Here is a 16,338-nt window from a genome sequence, read left to right on the forward strand (position 1 = left end):
CCCTCAGTCCCAGTCCAGGCCGCCGCGACGCCACTCATAGGCGTACGCGACGAAGACCGCACCGATGAACACGAACATGGCCACGAGCCCGAACACCGGCAGGGCGTCGAAAGAGACCGCCCACGGGTAAAGGAAGATCATTTCCACGTCGAAGACGATGAACAGCATCGCCGTCAGATAGAACTTGACCGGGAACCGGCTTCCCCCGATCGGCTGCGGGCTAGGCTCGATTCCACACTCGTAGGCTTCGAGCTTGGCCTTGTTGTAGCGGCGAGGGCCGGTGAACCGGGCGGCGGCTATCGAGAACAGCGCGAAGGCCGCGGCGAGGGCGAGAAGCCCGATGATGGGTACGTAAGGCGAGAGCGACATCTTCTTCTCCTGCTCGTCCTTCCCTGCCCTCGTTCGTTGGCGAAATTCACACTATTCACATCCCACCCGACGACCTTCGGCGGGGTGGACCTTGCGTCCTAGACCGCTGGCGCGACCCGGGTCATCGCATTGATCACCCGGTCCATCGCGTCACCGCCACGGGGGTCGGTGAGGTTGGCCAGCAGCTTGAGCACGAAACGCATCAGCGTCGGATGGGGCATGCCGTGCTTCGTCGCCACGCGCATGATCTCCGGCCGGCCGATCAGCTTCACGAAGATCCCGCCCAGCCGGTAGTAGCCGCCGAACCGGGTCTTGAGTTCCTGCGGGTACGCCATCAGCGCCCGCTCCCGCTCGATGCCGGCCGGCCGGGCCAGCGCCTGCACCGCGACCTCGGCGGCCAGCTCGCCGGACTCCATCGCGTACGCGATGCCCTCGCCGTTGAACGGGTTGACCATGCCGCCGGAGTCGCCGACCAGCATCACCCCACGGGTGTAGTGCGGCACCCGGTTGAAGCCCATCGGCAGCGCCGCACCGAGGATCGGCCCCTCGGCGTTCGTCTCGTCGGTCATCCCCCACTCCGGCGGGGTGTTGGCCAGCCAGTCGGTGAGCAGCCGCCGGTAGTTGGTCTTGCCGAAGGCCGAGGACGAGTTCAGGATGCCCAGGCCGACGTTGACCCGGCCGTCACCCAGGCCGAAGATCCAGCCGTACCCGGGCAGCAACGCGCCGGTCCCCTTGGCCCGCAGCTCCAGCCAGGACTCAAGGTAGTCGTCGTCGTGTCGGACCTCGGAGCGGTAGTAGCGGCGTACCGCCACCCCGATCGGCCGGTCCTCGCGCTTGGCCAGTCCCAGCGCGAGCGGGAACCGACCCGAGACACCGTCGGCGGCGACCACCAGTGGCGCGTGGAAGGTGGCGGGCGCCTTGTCCGGGCCGTCCTCGGCCTGCACCCCGATCACCCGGCCGTCGCCGTCGAGCACCGGACCGGTGACGTTGACGTTGGTACGCAGCTTGGCACCGGCGGACACCGCCTGCCGCACGAGCAGGTCGTCGAAGTCGAGGCGGGTACGCACCAGGCCGTAGTTCGGGAAGCTGGCCAGATCCGGCCAGTCCAGTTCCAGCCGGACGCCGCCGCCGATCACCCGTAGGCCCCGGTTGTGCAGCCAGCCGGCCTCGGGCGAGGTGTCCACGCCCATCCGGATCAGCTGCCGCACCGCGCGCGGGGTCAGCCCGTCACCGCAGACCTTCTCCCGGGGAAATTCGGTCTTCTCCAGCAACAGCACGCGTACGCCGTGCCGAGCCAGGTGGTATGCGGTCGCCGAACCACCGGGACCGGCGCCCACGACGATCACGTCGGCGTCGTTCTCCACCGCAGTCATTCGCGCCTCCTCCCCGCGTGCTCGTGAAATGCTTCACAAGCCAGCCGGGACGAGTCTATGACCGAGGCCGTACGCTCGCGTTGTTAGGGCTACCTAACCTGCCGAACCCGCGCGAGCCCGCGTTGATCAAGAGGTTTGCGTCAGGATTCGCTCCACTCCTGACGCAAACCTCTTGATCAACGCGGGCGGGGGTTGTGGGTTAGGTGGGGGTGTGGGTGGGGGTTAGGGCGTCTAGGCCGGCGCGGATGGTTTCCGGGAGGTGCTCGCGCAGGGTGCCGCCGGCGGCCCGATCCAAGGCCGCGAGCACCTCGGACACCACCTGACGCACGTCGGCGGGATCCGCGCCGGCCAACTCGCGGAGCTGGTCGACCAACTCCGCGGCATCGTCGGTGGCCGCGTCCTTCGGATCCGTCATGCCGGCCAGCCTACGCAGCAAACATCACCAAATCAGGACATTGCCACAAACGTCGCAGCTGGTACCACTTTGCCCTAAATATCGGCGCTCATTCCCGCGTCGCGCGGTGCAGGGCCACCACCCCGCCGGTCAGGTTGCGCCAGGCCACCCGACCCCAGCCGGCCGCACCCACCCGGGCCGCCAGCGCCTCCTGATCGGGCCAGGCCCGGATCGACTCGGCAAGGTAGACGTACGCGTCGGGGTTGCTGGAGACGGTGCGCGCCACCGCCGGCAGGGACCGCATCAGGTACGACAAATAGACCGTGCGGAAGGCCGGGTTGACCGGCGTACTGAACTCACAGACCACCAGCCGGCCACCGGGCCGGGTCACCCGGGCCAGTTCGCGCAGCGCGGCGTCGGTGTCGTTGACGTTGCGCAACGCGAAGGAGATGGTCACCGCGTCGAAGCTGGCGTCGGCGAAGGGCAACCGCAGCGCGTCCCCGGCCAGCAGCGGCACCTGCGGCCGGGTGCGCTTACCGGCGTAGAGCATGCCGAGCGACAGGTCGGCGCCGACCGCGTACGCCCCGGAGTGGGCCAGTTCCTCGGTGGACACCCCCGTACCCGCGCCCACGTCGAGCACCCGGTCACCGGGACGCAGTTCGAGCGCGGACCGGGTGGCCCGCCGCCAGAACCGGTCCTGCCCGAAGGAGAGGACGGTGTTGGTCAGGTCGTAGCGGGCCGCCACGCCGTCGAACATCGCGGCGACCTCGTGCGGCTGCTTGTCCAGGCTGGCGCGCTGGCCCTGCGGGGTACGGCTCACCCCTCCACTCTGCCAGCCCGGCCCCAGCCGGACTGCGGCCAGGGTCACCCGCCGCCAGCGGTACAACCCACAGCCGGCGCCCGGCACACACAGCGCGGGCGAGATGGTCGCCCATCTCGCCCGCGCTGCCTTGCGTTATGTGAACGGCCCGCTCGGGCCGATAGAGGACGAACCTCAGCCGTTCGTCTTCTCGTCACCCGGGGTCACCAGGACCACCCGGCGACGGCGAGCGACCAGGAACATCACGGCACCGGCGACCACGACCGCCGCGCCGACGCCACCGATCAGACCGGCCTGCACACCGGTGACCGGCAGGCCGCCGCCACCGCCGCCACCACCGGTCGGGGCGGCCAGGATCACCGCGAAGTCGTCGGAGTTGTCGGACGGGTCGAGGTCGACGAAGTCCGACTCCTCGGCCGCACGCACCTTGGCCTTCGCGAACGACAACTTCTTGGCCTGCGCGCTCACCTGGGCGTCGTCCGACAGCACACCGAACGCGGTGGCCTCCAGCGAGCCGCCCTTCAGGGTGGCCGGCACGTCGAGGCCCTCGTCCACGACGACCGGCAGTTCCAGGAACATCAACATGTCCGGCTCGAACGGGAAGTCCTGGTCTTCGCAGACCAGGGTGCGCTCGTCGGCGCTGAGGTCGCAGCCCCCGATCGGCAGGAACGCCACGCCCTTGGGCAGCTGGTAGGTCAGCTTGATGCCCTTGGCGGTCCGGTCGCCCTGGTTGATGACCTCGCTGTAGACGATGGTGGTGTCGCCCGGACGCAGCGGGCCCTTCTCCTGAAGGGTGTCGAGGTCGAAGCGGGCCTTCACGTCCGGCACCACCACGCCCAGGTCGACGCCGCTCTCCGGGGTCAGCTCGACGTTTACCTCGACGCTGTTGTTGCTGTCGTCGGTGTCGTCTGCCGACTCGATGCTGATGGTCACCGGCGCGGTGTACGGCCCGGTGACGGTCTCGTCGGCCTTGAGGAGGGCGACCAGCACCTCGGTGGTCTCGCCCGGGCCGGGGATCTCGTCCTTGTCGAGCTCACAGGTGAACAGCTCGGGCTTGGAATCGCCGGTGACGTCACACCCGCCAAAGGTGTACGCGCCCACCAGCAGCTTGGAGTCGTCCACCTTGGACACGTCGATCTTGACGAGCACCTTGCTCGGGGTGCCCTCGCCCTGGTTCGCGACCTTGATCCAGGCGAGCTTGCCTTCGACGCCGTCGGTCATCCGGGTGCCGGCGGCGGTGACCGCCAGGTCCGTCTCGGTGCCGGCCGCGTGAGCCGGCGCGCCCAGGGCGGCTACCGCGCCCGAGGCAAGCAGCGCGGCTGCGGCAAGGCTCGCGGCGCGGCGGGTACGGAAGATCATGAAATGGTCTCCCCCGTGGGGTGATGGAAAGGTACGGGCGGGGACGTTATCTGTCATCGATCACCCGCGCCACCCCGCAACGCCCCGGGACGAGCTGGTCAGCTAATGTTCACTTAAGGATTGTCCGGATTGATGGCTATTACTGCCCCGCGGCATCCGCATCCAAGCCGTCACGCCAACACGCTTCTGACCGGGCGGGCGACTCCGGTGGGCCATTCGGCTGATCAACCGGACGGGGCCGAGCCGACGCAGCGTTTCGCCCCCATGACCGTCCGTGATTGCGGACCGGATCAGTTCGCTTCGACCAACGGCAGCGAGCGACCGGCGCCACCACCCGGCAACGCGATCGACGAGAAGTGCGACACCACCCGCTCGTCGGTCGGGTCGTCAGCGGGCGTACGGTGCACGGCCAGCCGGTTGTAGAGCGTGTCCCGCTGCGCCGGGATCCGGTCGGCGGAACGGATCATCCCGATCAGCTCGTGCAGGTTCGACCGGTGCCGCGCGCCGGCCGAGGAGATGACGTTCTCCTCCAGCATGATCGAACCGAGGTCGTCGACCCCCATGTGCAGCGCGAGCTGGCCGACGTCCTTGCCGGTGGTCAGCCAGGACGCCTGGAGGTGCGGCACGGTCTCGAAGAACAGTCGGGACACCGCCACCAGGCGCAGATATTCCAGGGTGGTCGCCTGGGTCCGGCCCTTGAGGTGGTTGTTCTCCGGCTGGTACGTCCACGGGATGAAGGCCCGGAAGCCCTGCGTACGGTCCTGCACGTCGCGGATCATCCGCAGGTGCTCGATCCGCTCGGCGGCGGTCTCCCCGGTGCCCATCATCATCGTCGCGGTCGACTCGACGCCCTGCCGGTGTGCCAGCTCCATGACCTCCAGCCAGCGCTCGCCCGACTCCTTGAGCGGCGCGATCGCCTTGCGCGGCCGCTGCGGCAGCATCTCGGCGCCGGCGCCGGCGATCGAGTCCAGCCCGGCGGCCTTGATCCGGGCGATCGCCTCGTCCAGGCTCACCCCGGACACCTTCGCCATGTGCAGGATCTCGCTCGGCCCGATGGAGTGGATGGCGAGCTGCGGATACGCCTTCTTGACCGAGGAGAACAGCTCCTCGTAGTACTCCACGCCGTAGTCCGGGTGGTGGCCGCCCTGGAGCATGACCTGGGTGGCGCCCAACTCGACCGCCTCGCCGCAGCGGCGCAGGATCTCCTCGGTCGGGTGGGTCCACCCTTCCTTGTGCTTGGGCGCCCGGTAGAAGGCGCAGAACTTGCACGCCGTCACGCAGACGTTGGTGTAGTTGATGTTGCGGTCGATCAGGTACGTGACGACGTTGTCCGGGTAGCGCCGCCGACGTACCGCGTCCGCCGCCTCGCCGAGGGCGTGCAGGGGCGCGTCGGTGTAGAGCAGCAGGGCCTCCTCGGGCGTGATCCGCCCGCCGCCCGCGCCACGCTGCAGAATGTCGTCGATCTCCCGGCTCACCGTCACGCCCCCGAGCCTACGCGGCCATTCCTCCACCACCGCCACCACCTGTCCAAGCGATCTTGGTATGGAGCAGCCCTCCGAGGGGCGCTACCGCACCAAGATCGCTCGGCTAGGCGGGTTAGGAGCGGTGGGCGCTCAGGAGGAAGGTGTAGGCGGCGTGGCCTTCCAGCGTGGGGTGGAAGGTCTCGGTGAGGCGGGTCAGGTTGACTCCGTGGATGAAGGGCCTGGGGCTGCACGCCTCGTAACCAGCGAGGACCGGACGCATGTCGACGAAGGTGACGCCGGCCCGGCTCGCCGCCGCGCGGGTGCCCTCGGCAACCGCGTCGGCGTTGCCGTTCATGAAGGTGCGCTTGGCGGCGCTGGGGCTGATCGCGCCGCAGGAGCCGGTCGGGGCGACCAGCCTCGGGTAGCCGAGCACGACCACCTTCGCCTTGGGAGCGCGGCGCTTGATCTCGGTGTAAAGGCCGGCGAGCTCACCCACCATCTGATTGCGGGCGTAGTACGAGGAGTACATCGTCGCCACCTCGCAGGACCACTCACTCTCGGTGAGGCAGCCCGTCGCCACCGCCGAGAACTGTGCGTCGTTGCCGCCCACCGTGATGCTGACCAGCGCGGTTTTGCTGCTCAGCGCGGAGAGCTGCTTGCTCCGTACGTCGGCCATGGTGGCGCCGCTGCAGGTCACGTCCTTCAGCGTGTAACCGCCGAGGCTGGAGACCAGCATCCGGGGGTAGCTCTTCGGGCTGCGCAGACAGGCGCCGCTGGCGGAGTCGTACGGGTATGCCCCGACGCCGGAGGCGTACGAGTCGCCGAGTGCGACGTACTCCTGGGTGGCTGCTGCGCGCGCGGGAGCGCCCACCACCGCCTCCATGGCGACGAGCGCCATCGCTGCGGCGACCACCACCGAAGTCAATTTGCGCATGGCTTCCTTTCTGACCGTGAAGCCGGAATTGATGCGAGATGACCGTACCAGTCACAGTCCAAAGTGGACTCAGGGGAGGTACCGATCCGTCGCCTACGTGACGTTGCCGGAGCGGCTTCCGTTCAGTCACCACCCGACAATTCCGCTCAACTACCGGCAGCAGGCCCACGGTCACCAAAGGGCCCTGCGCGCAAAAGGGGCCCGGCCCACCCTGGGCATGAGGGTGGGCCGGGCCCGCAGCAAAGCCGAGCAGGTCAGAAGAGACGCGGGATGCTGGTGCTGACCCAGCCGGTCCCGACCGCTCCCTGGCTCCTGACGAAGAGCTTGTTGTCGGCCGACAGGTCACCGGTCGACTCGAAGGCGAGCAGGGTACCGTCCGCGTTCTGCCCGACGAGGTCGGTCCGGGCGTCTCCGGAGAGGTCGCCCACCATGAGTCGCGGCCGGTTCGCCGAGGCCCAGTTCGAGTCCGTGCCCACGTACGGGTACGGACCGGGGAAGGTCGAGGCGGTGCTGGTCAGGTCACCGGTCGACCGGTACGCCCGCAGCCGCCCGTCGGCCAACTGGGCCACCAGGTCGGTGATCCCGTCGCCATCCACGTCGGCGGGCATGACGCGCGGAATCGACGTGCTCCGCCACCCCGTGCCGACCACCTTCGCCGCCTCGGTGGTCGGGAAGAGCCGACCGTCGGCGGAGAGATCACCGCTGGACGGGTACGCCTTCATCGAGCCGTCCGCGAACTGGGCGATCAGATCCGTACGACCGTCGCCGTTGAAGTCTCCGGTCAGGATCCGTGGCACCGCCTCGGTGGTGAACCCGGTGTTCACGTCGCGCGGCGGGCTGGAGAAGAGTCGGGCGTCGGCCGAGAGGTCGCCGGTGGAGCGCCACACCCGCAGCGTCCCGTTGGCCAGCTGACCGAGCAGATCGGTCCGCCCGTCACCGTCGAAGTCCCCGACGTAGAGGCGCGGGACGCTACTCACCCGGAAGCCGGTGCCGACCAGGACCTCGGGACCGAAGAGCCGGTTGTCGGCAGAGAGATCGCCCGTCGACGCCTGTCCGGTGAGCCTGCCGTCGGAGGTGCCGCCGATCAGGTCCGACCGCCCGTCACCGTCGAAGTCGCCGATCAGCACATGCGGACGGTTGGCGCTCGCCCAGTTCGTGTTGCCGTTGACGTCCCGGTACGGCCCCGGAAAGAGCGGCGTGGTCCCGGAGAGCTGACCGCTGGACGGGTACACGCGCAACCGACCGTCGGTGCGTTGGGTGAGCACGTCCGCCCGGCAGTCACCGGTGAAGTCGCCGAGCCTGGCGATGCTGGGCTGGTCACCCGGCACCACCGTCCCACCGCCGGCGTTGCAGGCGGAGACGCTGTGCTGACGGATCCAGGCCACCAGGTCGTCGGTGCGGGTCTCGACCGCGTCCCGACGGGTCTCGGTCTCGCCCAGACAACCGCCCTGCCAGGAGGTGTGGTGCAGGGCGACGAGTTCGGGACGGCCGCCGACCAGCCGGACGGTGGGGCCACCGGCGTCGCCCTTGCAGGTGGTCGGTCCGCCGCCGGCGGAGCTGGTGATGTAGACGGTCGTCGCGGTCACCGCAGCCGCCGTCACGGCCACCTGGTGCAACGTGGTCGGCACCCAGGTCGTCGCCGTCCGGCCGAAGCCCAACGCCTGCAACGTCTCGCCCTGCGCGGGCGCGGCGGTGCCGAGGGCCACCGGAGCCACCCCGACCGCCGGCGCGACGAGACGCAGCAGCGCGACGTTGCGGTCCGGATGCGGCACCACCCACGCGACCCGGCGCACCTGGCCGGCGGCGCTGGTCAGGTCGAGCCGGCCCACGGTCACCGTGGTCGGCCGGGCCGGCACGCCGGTGACCGGCGCGGTTGCGGCGTCACCGAGGCAGGACTTGGCGGTGATCACCCACTGCGGCGCGACCAGAGCCCCCGAGCAGGCATTCACGTCGCTGACCGCCACCTTGGCCGCGAAGGCGAAGGCCGGGTCGGTAACCGGGTCACCGCCACCGACCGCTGCGGCCGGCGCCGCGCCGGTCAGACCGGCGCCGGCGATCGCCACCGTCCCCGCCAGTGCCACCCAACGCCGTCGTCGTACCTGTCGGCTCAATTCACGTCCCCCGTCGATCGTGAGCGCCGTCGCGGGCGCACGGTCACCCGTTCCCGGGTGCACCGAGATGACTGTGGAACGACCATCCGGCGGCACCGGACAACGATGAGGGGCAATCTAGTTGAGGATGTACGGCGATGCTGCCCCGTACGGCAGCCGAACGACCAGCACCTCCGGCACCCCGGCGCCTCAGGCGTCGTAGTCGACGGTGAGGGTGTCGGTGCGCGGGCTGGACTGGCAGGTCAACACGTAGCCGGCGGCCACCTCGTCGGGCTCCAGCGCGTAGTTGCGGGCCATCTCGACCTCGCCGGAGACCACCTTCGCCCGGCAGGTCGAGCAGACCCCGCCCTTGCAGGCGTACGGCAACTCGCCGCGAACCTTCAACGCGGCGTCCAGCACCCGCTCGTCGCGGCGCATGGTGAAGCTCGACGAACGACCGTCCAGCAGGATGGTGACCTCGGTGCCGGCACCGGACTCCTCGGCCGGCCGACGGACCGGCTCCGGTGGGGCGTCGACGAAGAACAACTCGGTGTGCACCGCCGACTCCGGCACGCCCCGCCCGGTGAGCACCGTCTTGGCGTCCACCACCAGCCCGTACGGGCCACAGAGGAACCACTCCTCGATGGCCTCACCGGGCACGATGGTGTCCAGCAGCCGGCCCAGCCGCTCGGCGTCGATCCGCCCGGACAGCAACGGCGACTCGCCCTGCTCACGGGAGAGCACGTGCACCAGGTGCAGCCGCGTCGGGTAGCGGTCCTTCAGGTCGGCCAACTCCTCGGCGAACATCACGCTGTTGGCCGTACGGTTGCCGTACACCAGGGTGAAGGTGCTGGCCGGCTCGACGGCCAGGGCGGTGGCGACCAGCGCCAGCACGGGGGTGATGCCGGAGCCGGCGACCACCGCGCCGTAGCGGCGCACCCGGTCCGGCGCGAACGCCGTGGTGAAATGGCCCAGCGGGGGCAGTACCTCGACGGTGTCGCCCCGCCGCAACGCCCCACAGGCGTACGACGAGAAGGCCCCACCGGGGACCTCCCGCACGCCGATGCGCAACCGACCGTGCCGCGCCAACTCCTCCGGCGTGGAGCAGATGGAGTACGAGCGGCGCACGTCCGCACCGTCCGTGCCCGGGGCATCAGTGGCAGCACCGGTGGTGTCGGTTGGGCGGCGTACCGTGAGGTGCTGGCCGGCGTGGAACGCGAAGGTCGCGCGCAGTTCCTCGGGCACCGCGAAGGTGACCGCGACGGCGTCGGCGGTGAGCCGATCCACGGCGACGACAGGCAGCGGATGGAACACCGGCCGGCGGCGGACCGGGCGGGTGATGGTGACAGTCACAGTGCCTTCACATGGTCGAACGGTTCGGAGCAGGCGCGGCAGCGCCAGAGTGCCTTGCACGCGGTGGAGCCGAAACGGCTGAGCTGCTCGGTGTCCGGCGATCCGCAGCGTGGGCAGCGGACGGCCAGGGTCAGTGGCACGACCCCGTCGCGCCGGACCGGGGCCGGTGGGGCGATGCCGGCCGAGGCCAGCTTGGCCCGCCCGGCGTCGGTGATCCAGTCGGTGCTCCAGGCGGGACTGTGCACCGTGCGTACCTCGGCGTCCGGGTGACCGGCCACGGCCAGCGCCCGGCGGATGTCGGCGCGGATGACGTCCATCGCGGGGCAACCGGTGTACGTGGGAGTGATGGTCACCACCACCCGGCCGGTACCCGGGTCCACCTCGACCGAGCGCAGGATGCCGAGATCCTCGATGGTGATCACCCGGATCTCGGGATCCACCACCGCCGCCGCCGCCTCGCGGGCCGAATTCACCGCCGCCACCGGCACGGTGTGTCCGGGCGGCTCACCAGCGGGCACCCGGATGGGCACGATGCAGCACCTGCATCTCCGCGAGCAGGTACGACAGGTGTTCGGTGTGCAGGCCGTCGCGCCCACCGGCCGGCGCCCAGGCGGAATCCGGCACGGTCAGCGTCGCCTCGGCGAGCACCGCCGAGACGGTCGCGTCGAAGTCGGCCCGCAGGCTCGCCGGGTCGACCGGCGCCTGCGGCTGCGCGGCGAACAACTCCTGGGCGTACGGCCAGACCTGGTCGATGCCGGCCTGCATCCGCCGGTGCGACTCCTCGGTGCCGTCGCCCAACCGCCGCACCCAGAGCGCCGCGTGATCCAGGTGGTACGCGGACTCCTTGCGCGTCTTGGCCCCGATCGCGGCCAGCCGCTCGTCGGCGCAGCCGGCCAGCGCGGTGTAGAGCGGCAGCTGGTAGGCCGACAGGACGAGCAGTTTCGCCATGGTCACCGCGAAGTCGCCGTTGGGCAGCTCGACCAGCAGGCAGTTGCGGAACTCCCGGTCGTCACGCAGGTACGCCAGCGCGTCCTCGTCCCGGCCCGCGCCCTCCAGCTCGCCCGCGTACGACAGCAGCAGCCGGGCCGCACCGAGCTGGTCCAGGGCGATGTTGGCCAGCGCGATGTCCTCCTCCATCTCCGGCGCCCGGGTGGTCCACTCGGCGAGCCGCTGCGCCGCGATCAGCGCGTCGTCGCCAAGGGCAAGGGTGAAGTCGAACGGACCGCTCACGTCCGCCGTCTCCGTTCGCGACTGCGGGGCTCGCAAGACCGGCTCACTCCTCGCGCTCACAGGGCCCGTCTCCGTTCGCGACTGCGGGGCTCGCAAGACCGGCTCACTCCTCGCGCTCACAGGTGGGCCACGCCTTCTGGCACGTCGTAGAAGGTGGGGTGGCGGTAGACCTTGTCGGCGGCCGGGTCGAAGAAGGCGTCCTTCTCGTCCGGGCTGGACGCGGTGATCGAACTCGCCGGCACCACCCAGATCGACACCCCCTCCTGGCGGCGGGTGTAGAGATCGCGGGCGTTACGCAGGGCCAGCTCGGCGTCGGGCGCGTGCAGGCTGCCCACGTGGGTGTGCGCCAGCCCACGCCGGGCTCGCACGAAGACCTCCCACAGAGGCGAATGATCGCTCACGCTGAGTCGCTCGCTTCGCTCGCTCACGCCGCCACCTTCTCCTTGCTTGCCTGCTTTGCCGCGTACGCCGCGGCGGCCTCGCGTACCCAGGCGCCCTCGGTGTGGGCGCGACGACGGTGCTCCATCCGCAGCCGGTTGCACGGCCCGTCGCCGGAGATCACCCGCATCAGCTCGGCGTAGTCCGGCTGGGTGAAGTCGTACGCCTGACGCTCGTCGTTCCAGCGCAGGTCGGGGTCGGGGATGGTCAGCCCGAGCACCTCGGCCTGGCCGACGCACATGTCCACGAACCGCTGCCGCAGCTCGTCGTTGGAGAAACGCTTGATCTTCCATGCCATCGACTGGGCGGAGTGCGTGGAGTCGCCGTCCGGCGGGCCGAACATGGCCAGCGACGGGTACCACCAGCGGTCCAGGGCGTCCTGGGCCATCGCCTTCTGCGCCGGGGTGCCGTGCGCCAGCATGTGCAGGATCTCGTACCCCTGCCGCTGGTGGAACGACTCCTCCTTGCAGACCCGGATCATCGCTCGGGCGTACGGGCCGTAGGAGCAGCGGCAGAGCGGGACCTGGTTGACGATCGCCGCACCGTCCACCAGCCAACCGATCGCGCCCACGTCGGCCCAGGTGAGGGTGGGGTAGTTGAAGATCGAGCTGTACTTCTGCCGGCCTTCGAGCAGCAGCTCGACCAGTTCGTCCCGACTGATGCCGAGGGTCTCCGCCGCGGCGTAGAGGTACAGGCCGTGACCGGCCTCGTCCTGGACCTTGGCCAGCAGGATCGCCTTGCGCTTGAGCGAGGGGGCCCGGCTGATCCAGTTCCCCTCGGGCTGCATCCCGATGATCTCGGAGTGGGCGTGCTGAGCGATCTGCCGGATCAGCGTCCGCCGGTACGCCTCGGGCATCCAGTCGCGCGGCTCGATCTTCTGGTCCGCGTCGATGACCTCCGCGAAGTAGGCCGCCAGGTCGACGTCCTGACCGGGGGCACCCCGGTCCCGTTCCGCGGCGGCGCGCAGCGCCGCCTCCGCCGCCTCGACCTCGCCGAGCAGGCCGCCGGGCGCGTCCTCGCCCGAGAAGTCATTGCCATACATGCACTAAGTGTTACAGCTGGCCGCTCAAGAAACCAGAGGGTGTCACAGAAATACGAAACAGCCGTTCGTCACCAGGCGAGCGCCGTTCGTGACGGGCGGCAGACATGACCTGGCTCACAATCGCCGGACAAATCCTCGCAACGGCCGCAGAACGGTTGGTTATCCCGTCATCACGGCGAGTTGCCCAGTGTCGGACCCTGGCACGACACGAATCCGCACGTAGACTTCGCACGTCACACCGATCGGCTGGCGACGATCGCCGACTGAGACAGGGCCAACGTCCCCCGGCCCCGCGGCGATCCGCAGCGATCAGCCCTGGCAACAAGCCGGTCCCCCCGGCCTGACATCTGGAGCTCACCCGCTCATGCGATCTCGCGTGACCATGGTGCTCGCCGTCACGGCGGTGCTGCTCGGCGGCGTCATGCTGGTGCCCGCCGCGTACGCCCGGCTGTCCGCCGGGCCGGGCGCGGGCGTCCCGGAGACCGTCGCCGCGCCCAGTCCGGAACCTCCGCCACCACCAACGCTCGCGCCCGCCAAGGTCTCGGTGAACTTCAAGGGCGAGTTCTTTTCCTGGGCGCTGATGGAGCGCGAGTCGGGCAAGATCTCCGGCTCGAAGAACATGGCCTCGACCAGTTCCACCGAGTCGATGCTCAAGGCCTGGATCGTCGCCGACTACCTGCGCCAACTGGGCGACGAGGAGCCGAGCGCCGGCATCAAGAAGGCCGCCAGCGTGGCCATCCGGGACAGCGACGACGACGCGACCAACGTCGTTTTTCGGCTCGCCGGCGGCTCGTACACGGTGCCGGCGAACGGGCAACCAGACCCAGTGATCAAGCGGGCGATCAAGATCTGCGGCCTCACCGACACCAAGCGGGGCAACGTGGACCCGTACAAGGGGTACTGGAGCTTCACCCGGATGTCGCCGCGAGACGCGGTCCGGCTGGGCGACTGCATCGCCGACGGCAAGGCCGCCGGCCCCAAGTGGACCAAGTGGCTGCTCGCCGAGATGAGCAAGGTCCGGGGTAGCACCGCCGACAAGGACCAGAAGCCCCGACTGGGCGGCGGCCGGTGGGGCATCATCGACGGACTGCCCGAGTCGATCCTCAGCCAAGGGCCGGTCAGCATGAAGAACGGCTGGACCTCCCTGCGTTACGACGGCAACTGGCACGTCAACTGCCTCGCCGTGACCGAGAAGTGGAGTCTCGCGGTGATGCTTCGTTATCCAGACGGTCGGGGGCTCGCCTACGGCTCCGACGTCTGCGCGAGTGTGACGGCGCAGTTGGTGACCCCGCAGCCCGGCGGCGCCCTCAAGGTGCCGCAGCAGCCGATCGGCAAGCTCTGATGGCCGCCCGCAAGCGCCGCCGCCGCAGCGGCGAGACATCGCCGTTACGCCTCGTCGCCATCGCCTCCGTCCTGGTCGGGCTGGTCCTGGTGTCGCTACGCCTGCTGCCCGGTTCGCCCTTCGAGTCCACCGCCGCCGCCGAGTGGGGGCGGGCGGAAGCACCGGCGGCCCGCAGCGGCGCCCTGACCGACCGCAGCAACCGGCCGTCCCCCTCCCCCAGCCCGTCGCCGGAGCCCGAGCCGCTGCCGTTCGAGGCGAAGAAGCTCGACCTGGACATCGACGGCTGGTACGGCTGGAGCGTGCTCGACCGGCGATCAGGCGAGATCATCGGCTCGGACAACATGGACGAGACCAACACCACGGCGTCCCTGATCAAATCCTGGATCGTCGCCGACTACCTGCGCCGTACCGCCGACGCCGGGCAGACTCCGAGCGACGCGAAGCTGGACGATCTGACGAGGATCATCAGGGACAGCGACAACGAGCGCACCGAGGCCCTCTACACCCAGATCGGCCGCTCGGCCTCGATCAAGCGACTGCTGTCGACCTGTGACCTGACCGACAGCAACGTCTCCAGCGACCTCGGGTGGAGCCGCACGGAGCTGTCGCCCCGGGACACCGCCCGGCTGGGCAACTGCATCGCCGACGGTCGGGCCGCCGGGCCCAAGTGGACCAAGTGGCTGCTCAACGAGATGCGGCTGGTACGCGGTGCCGGCGACTTCGGCATCCGCAAGGCGTTCCCGGCCGCCGAGGCCAAGAAGATCGCCATCAAGAACGGTTGGGTCGACCGCACGCGAGAGCAGGAGATCCACGTCAACTGCCTGGCCATCGGCGACACCTGGACGATGGGCGTCATGCTCCGCTACCCCATCAACAAGGGCTACGACTACGGCATGGCCAACTGCGAAAAAATCACCGAATCCCTCCTAACCCCCACCCCCTAACCCCCACCCTCCCCCACCCCATTTCGCGCCGATCTTGCACTTTCAGTCGCCGCATTTCCGGCATAAGCCGCGAATCAGCGACCAAAAGTGCAAGATCGCGGGGCAAAGGGGGGTGCGGGGGGTTCTCGCGGCTAGGAGAGGGCGACCAGCGTGCGCGGTGTGGACGGGTAACGCAGGCAGGTCGTACGCGGCTTCGACGGAGTGGGCACTGGGCGGCCAGGTACGACATGTCCGGTACCCACTGCCACGACTTGCTCGACTCGTCGAGCTTCGAACCCGCCGTCCCCGACCCAAGGTCCGCGAGACAGAACCTAGTGGGGGAAGAAGGTGGGGCCGGGGGTGGGGAGGGCGGGGGTTTCGCCCAGGGCGGCGGCGTGGCGGGCGAACTCGCGTAGGCCGGCTACCTGGCGGTCGCCCAGTGAGAAGTCGAGGGCCTGGTAGTAGGAGGCCAGGGTGGCGGCGTCGAAGGGTTCCCAGCGGGCTGCCGACTCGGCGACCTGGTCGAGTTCGGCCAGACACAGGTCACGGGAGCGCAGAAACGCCTCGTGCACCTCTTTGACCAGGCCGGGGTGTGCGGCGGCGAAATCGCGGCGGGCCGCCCAGACGGCGAAGACCATCGGCAGGCCGGTCCACTCCCGCCAGGCCTGCCCCAGGTCGGTCACCGTCAGCCCACGGCCCGGCGCCTCGTACAGGGCGCGCAGGGCCACGTCGCCGATCAGCACCGCTGCGTCCGCCTCCAGCAGCATCTGAGTCAGGTCCGGCGGGCACCGGAAGTACTCGGGCTGCACTCCGTACCGCTCCCGCAGCAGCAGTTGCGCGAGCAGCACTCCGGTCCGCGAGGTGGAGCCGAGGGCCACCCGGGCCCCGTCCAGTTCGGTCAGCGGCCGGGTGCTGACCAGGTTGACCGACAGCACCGGGCCGTCGCTGCCGACCGCGAGATCCGGCAGCAGCAGCAGTTCGTCGGCGTGGCGCAGGTACTCGACCAGGGAGATCGGCCCGATGTCCAGGTCACCGGCGACGAGTGCGGCGTTGAGCCGATCGGGGGTGTCCTTGTGCAGGTCGACGTCGAGCAGCGCACCGGAGCGCATCAGGCCCCAGTAGATCGGTAGGCAGTTGAGGAACTGGATGTGCCCGACCCGGGGGCGGGCGACGCGCTCGACCATGCCCCGACCGTATCGCCGCCGGGG

Annotated in this window: 16 protein-coding genes; 2 read left to right on the plus strand and 14 right to left on the minus strand. The window is 69.8% G+C overall.

Annotated elements, in window-relative coordinates; translation table 11 throughout:
• Positions 1-3: 3 nt before the first annotated feature.
• From E0H26_RS23520 to paaA, 13 genes are all read right to left on the minus strand, one after another.
• Positions 4-369, minus strand: a complete 366-nt coding sequence (locus E0H26_RS23520; RefSeq protein WP_131307309.1) for an NADH-quinone oxidoreductase subunit A — start codon at positions 367-369, stop codon at positions 4-6.
• Between the two features lie 98 nt (positions 370-467).
• On the minus strand, positions 468-1,742 hold the full coding sequence (locus E0H26_RS23525; protein WP_131307311.1) for a geranylgeranyl reductase family protein: 1,275 nt from the start codon (positions 1,740-1,742) through the stop codon (positions 468-470).
• Between the two features lie 199 nt (positions 1,743-1,941).
• Positions 1,942-2,157 (minus strand): hypothetical protein, encoded by a 216-nt coding sequence (locus E0H26_RS23530; RefSeq protein WP_131307313.1) that lies wholly within the window; start codon positions 2,155-2,157, stop codon positions 1,942-1,944.
• A gap of 88 nt (positions 2,158-2,245) precedes the next feature.
• Complete coding sequence (locus E0H26_RS23535) at positions 2,246-2,956, minus strand: demethylmenaquinone methyltransferase (RefSeq protein ID WP_131307315.1); 711 nt, start codon at positions 2,954-2,956, stop codon at positions 2,246-2,248.
• A gap of 174 nt (positions 2,957-3,130) precedes the next feature.
• The gene (locus tag E0H26_RS23540; RefSeq protein ID WP_131307317.1) at positions 3,131-4,315 is read right to left on the minus strand and encodes a COG1361 family protein; all 1,185 of its coding nucleotides are present in this window, start codon (positions 4,313-4,315) and stop codon (positions 3,131-3,133) included.
• 290 nt (positions 4,316-4,605) lie between these two features.
• Complete coding sequence (gene mqnC / locus E0H26_RS23545; RefSeq protein WP_131307319.1) at positions 4,606-5,796, minus strand: cyclic dehypoxanthinyl futalosine synthase; 1,191 nt, start codon at positions 5,794-5,796, stop codon at positions 4,606-4,608.
• A 115-nt stretch (positions 5,797-5,911) separates the two neighbouring features.
• Complete coding sequence (locus E0H26_RS23550) at positions 5,912-6,712, minus strand: SGNH/GDSL hydrolase family protein (protein ID WP_131307321.1); 801 nt, start codon at positions 6,710-6,712, stop codon at positions 5,912-5,914.
• A 254-nt stretch (positions 6,713-6,966) separates the two neighbouring features.
• A complete protein-coding gene (locus tag E0H26_RS23555; RefSeq protein ID WP_131307323.1) occupies positions 6,967-8,793 on the minus strand; it encodes an FG-GAP-like repeat-containing protein in 1,827 nt (608 codons plus the stop codon).
• Between the two features lie 219 nt (positions 8,794-9,012).
• A complete protein-coding gene (gene paaE, locus E0H26_RS23560) occupies positions 9,013-10,155 on the minus strand; it encodes a 1,2-phenylacetyl-CoA epoxidase subunit PaaE (protein WP_131307325.1) in 1,143 nt (380 codons plus the stop codon).
• The gene (gene paaD, locus E0H26_RS23565) at positions 10,152-10,628 is read right to left on the minus strand and encodes a 1,2-phenylacetyl-CoA epoxidase subunit PaaD (RefSeq protein ID WP_131307390.1); all 477 of its coding nucleotides are present in this window, start codon (positions 10,626-10,628) and stop codon (positions 10,152-10,154) included. Before paaD ends, paaE begins: the two co-directional genes overlap by 4 nt.
• 31 nt (positions 10,629-10,659) lie before the next feature.
• Entirely contained in the window at positions 10,660-11,421 is a 762-nt protein-coding gene (paaC, locus tag E0H26_RS23570) for a 1,2-phenylacetyl-CoA epoxidase subunit PaaC (protein ID WP_131307327.1), read from the minus strand.
• Between the two features lie 80 nt (positions 11,422-11,501).
• A complete protein-coding gene (paaB, locus tag E0H26_RS23575; protein ID WP_206025326.1) occupies positions 11,502-11,813 on the minus strand; it encodes a 1,2-phenylacetyl-CoA epoxidase subunit PaaB in 312 nt (103 codons plus the stop codon).
• Positions 11,810-12,865 (minus strand): 1,2-phenylacetyl-CoA epoxidase subunit PaaA, encoded by a 1,056-nt coding sequence (gene paaA / locus E0H26_RS23580; protein ID WP_131307329.1) that lies wholly within the window; start codon positions 12,863-12,865, stop codon positions 11,810-11,812. Before paaA ends, paaB begins: the two co-directional genes overlap by 4 nt.
• A gap of 364 nt (positions 12,866-13,229) precedes the next feature.
• Between paaA and E0H26_RS23585 the strand changes: the two genes are divergently transcribed.
• Both E0H26_RS23585 and E0H26_RS23590 read left to right on the plus strand, forming a co-directional pair.
• Complete coding sequence (locus tag E0H26_RS23585) at positions 13,230-14,207, plus strand: serine hydrolase (protein ID WP_131307331.1); 978 nt, start codon at positions 13,230-13,232, stop codon at positions 14,205-14,207.
• A complete protein-coding gene (locus E0H26_RS23590) occupies positions 14,207-15,151 on the plus strand; it encodes a serine hydrolase (protein WP_131307333.1) in 945 nt (314 codons plus the stop codon). Before E0H26_RS23585 ends, E0H26_RS23590 begins: the two co-directional genes overlap by 1 nt.
• Before the next feature lie 311 nt (positions 15,152-15,462).
• Here E0H26_RS23590 and E0H26_RS23595 read toward each other — a convergent pair whose 3' ends face one another.
• Positions 15,463-16,314, minus strand: coding sequence for a menaquinone biosynthetic enzyme MqnA/MqnD family protein (locus E0H26_RS23595; RefSeq protein WP_131307335.1), 852 nt, complete (start codon positions 16,312-16,314; stop codon positions 15,463-15,465).
• Between the last annotated feature and the right edge of the window lie 24 nt (positions 16,315-16,338).

The sequence above is a fragment of the Micromonospora zingiberis genome (genome assembly GCF_004331455.1).
Lineage (GTDB): Bacteria > Actinomycetota > Actinomycetes > Mycobacteriales > Micromonosporaceae > Micromonospora > Micromonospora zingiberis.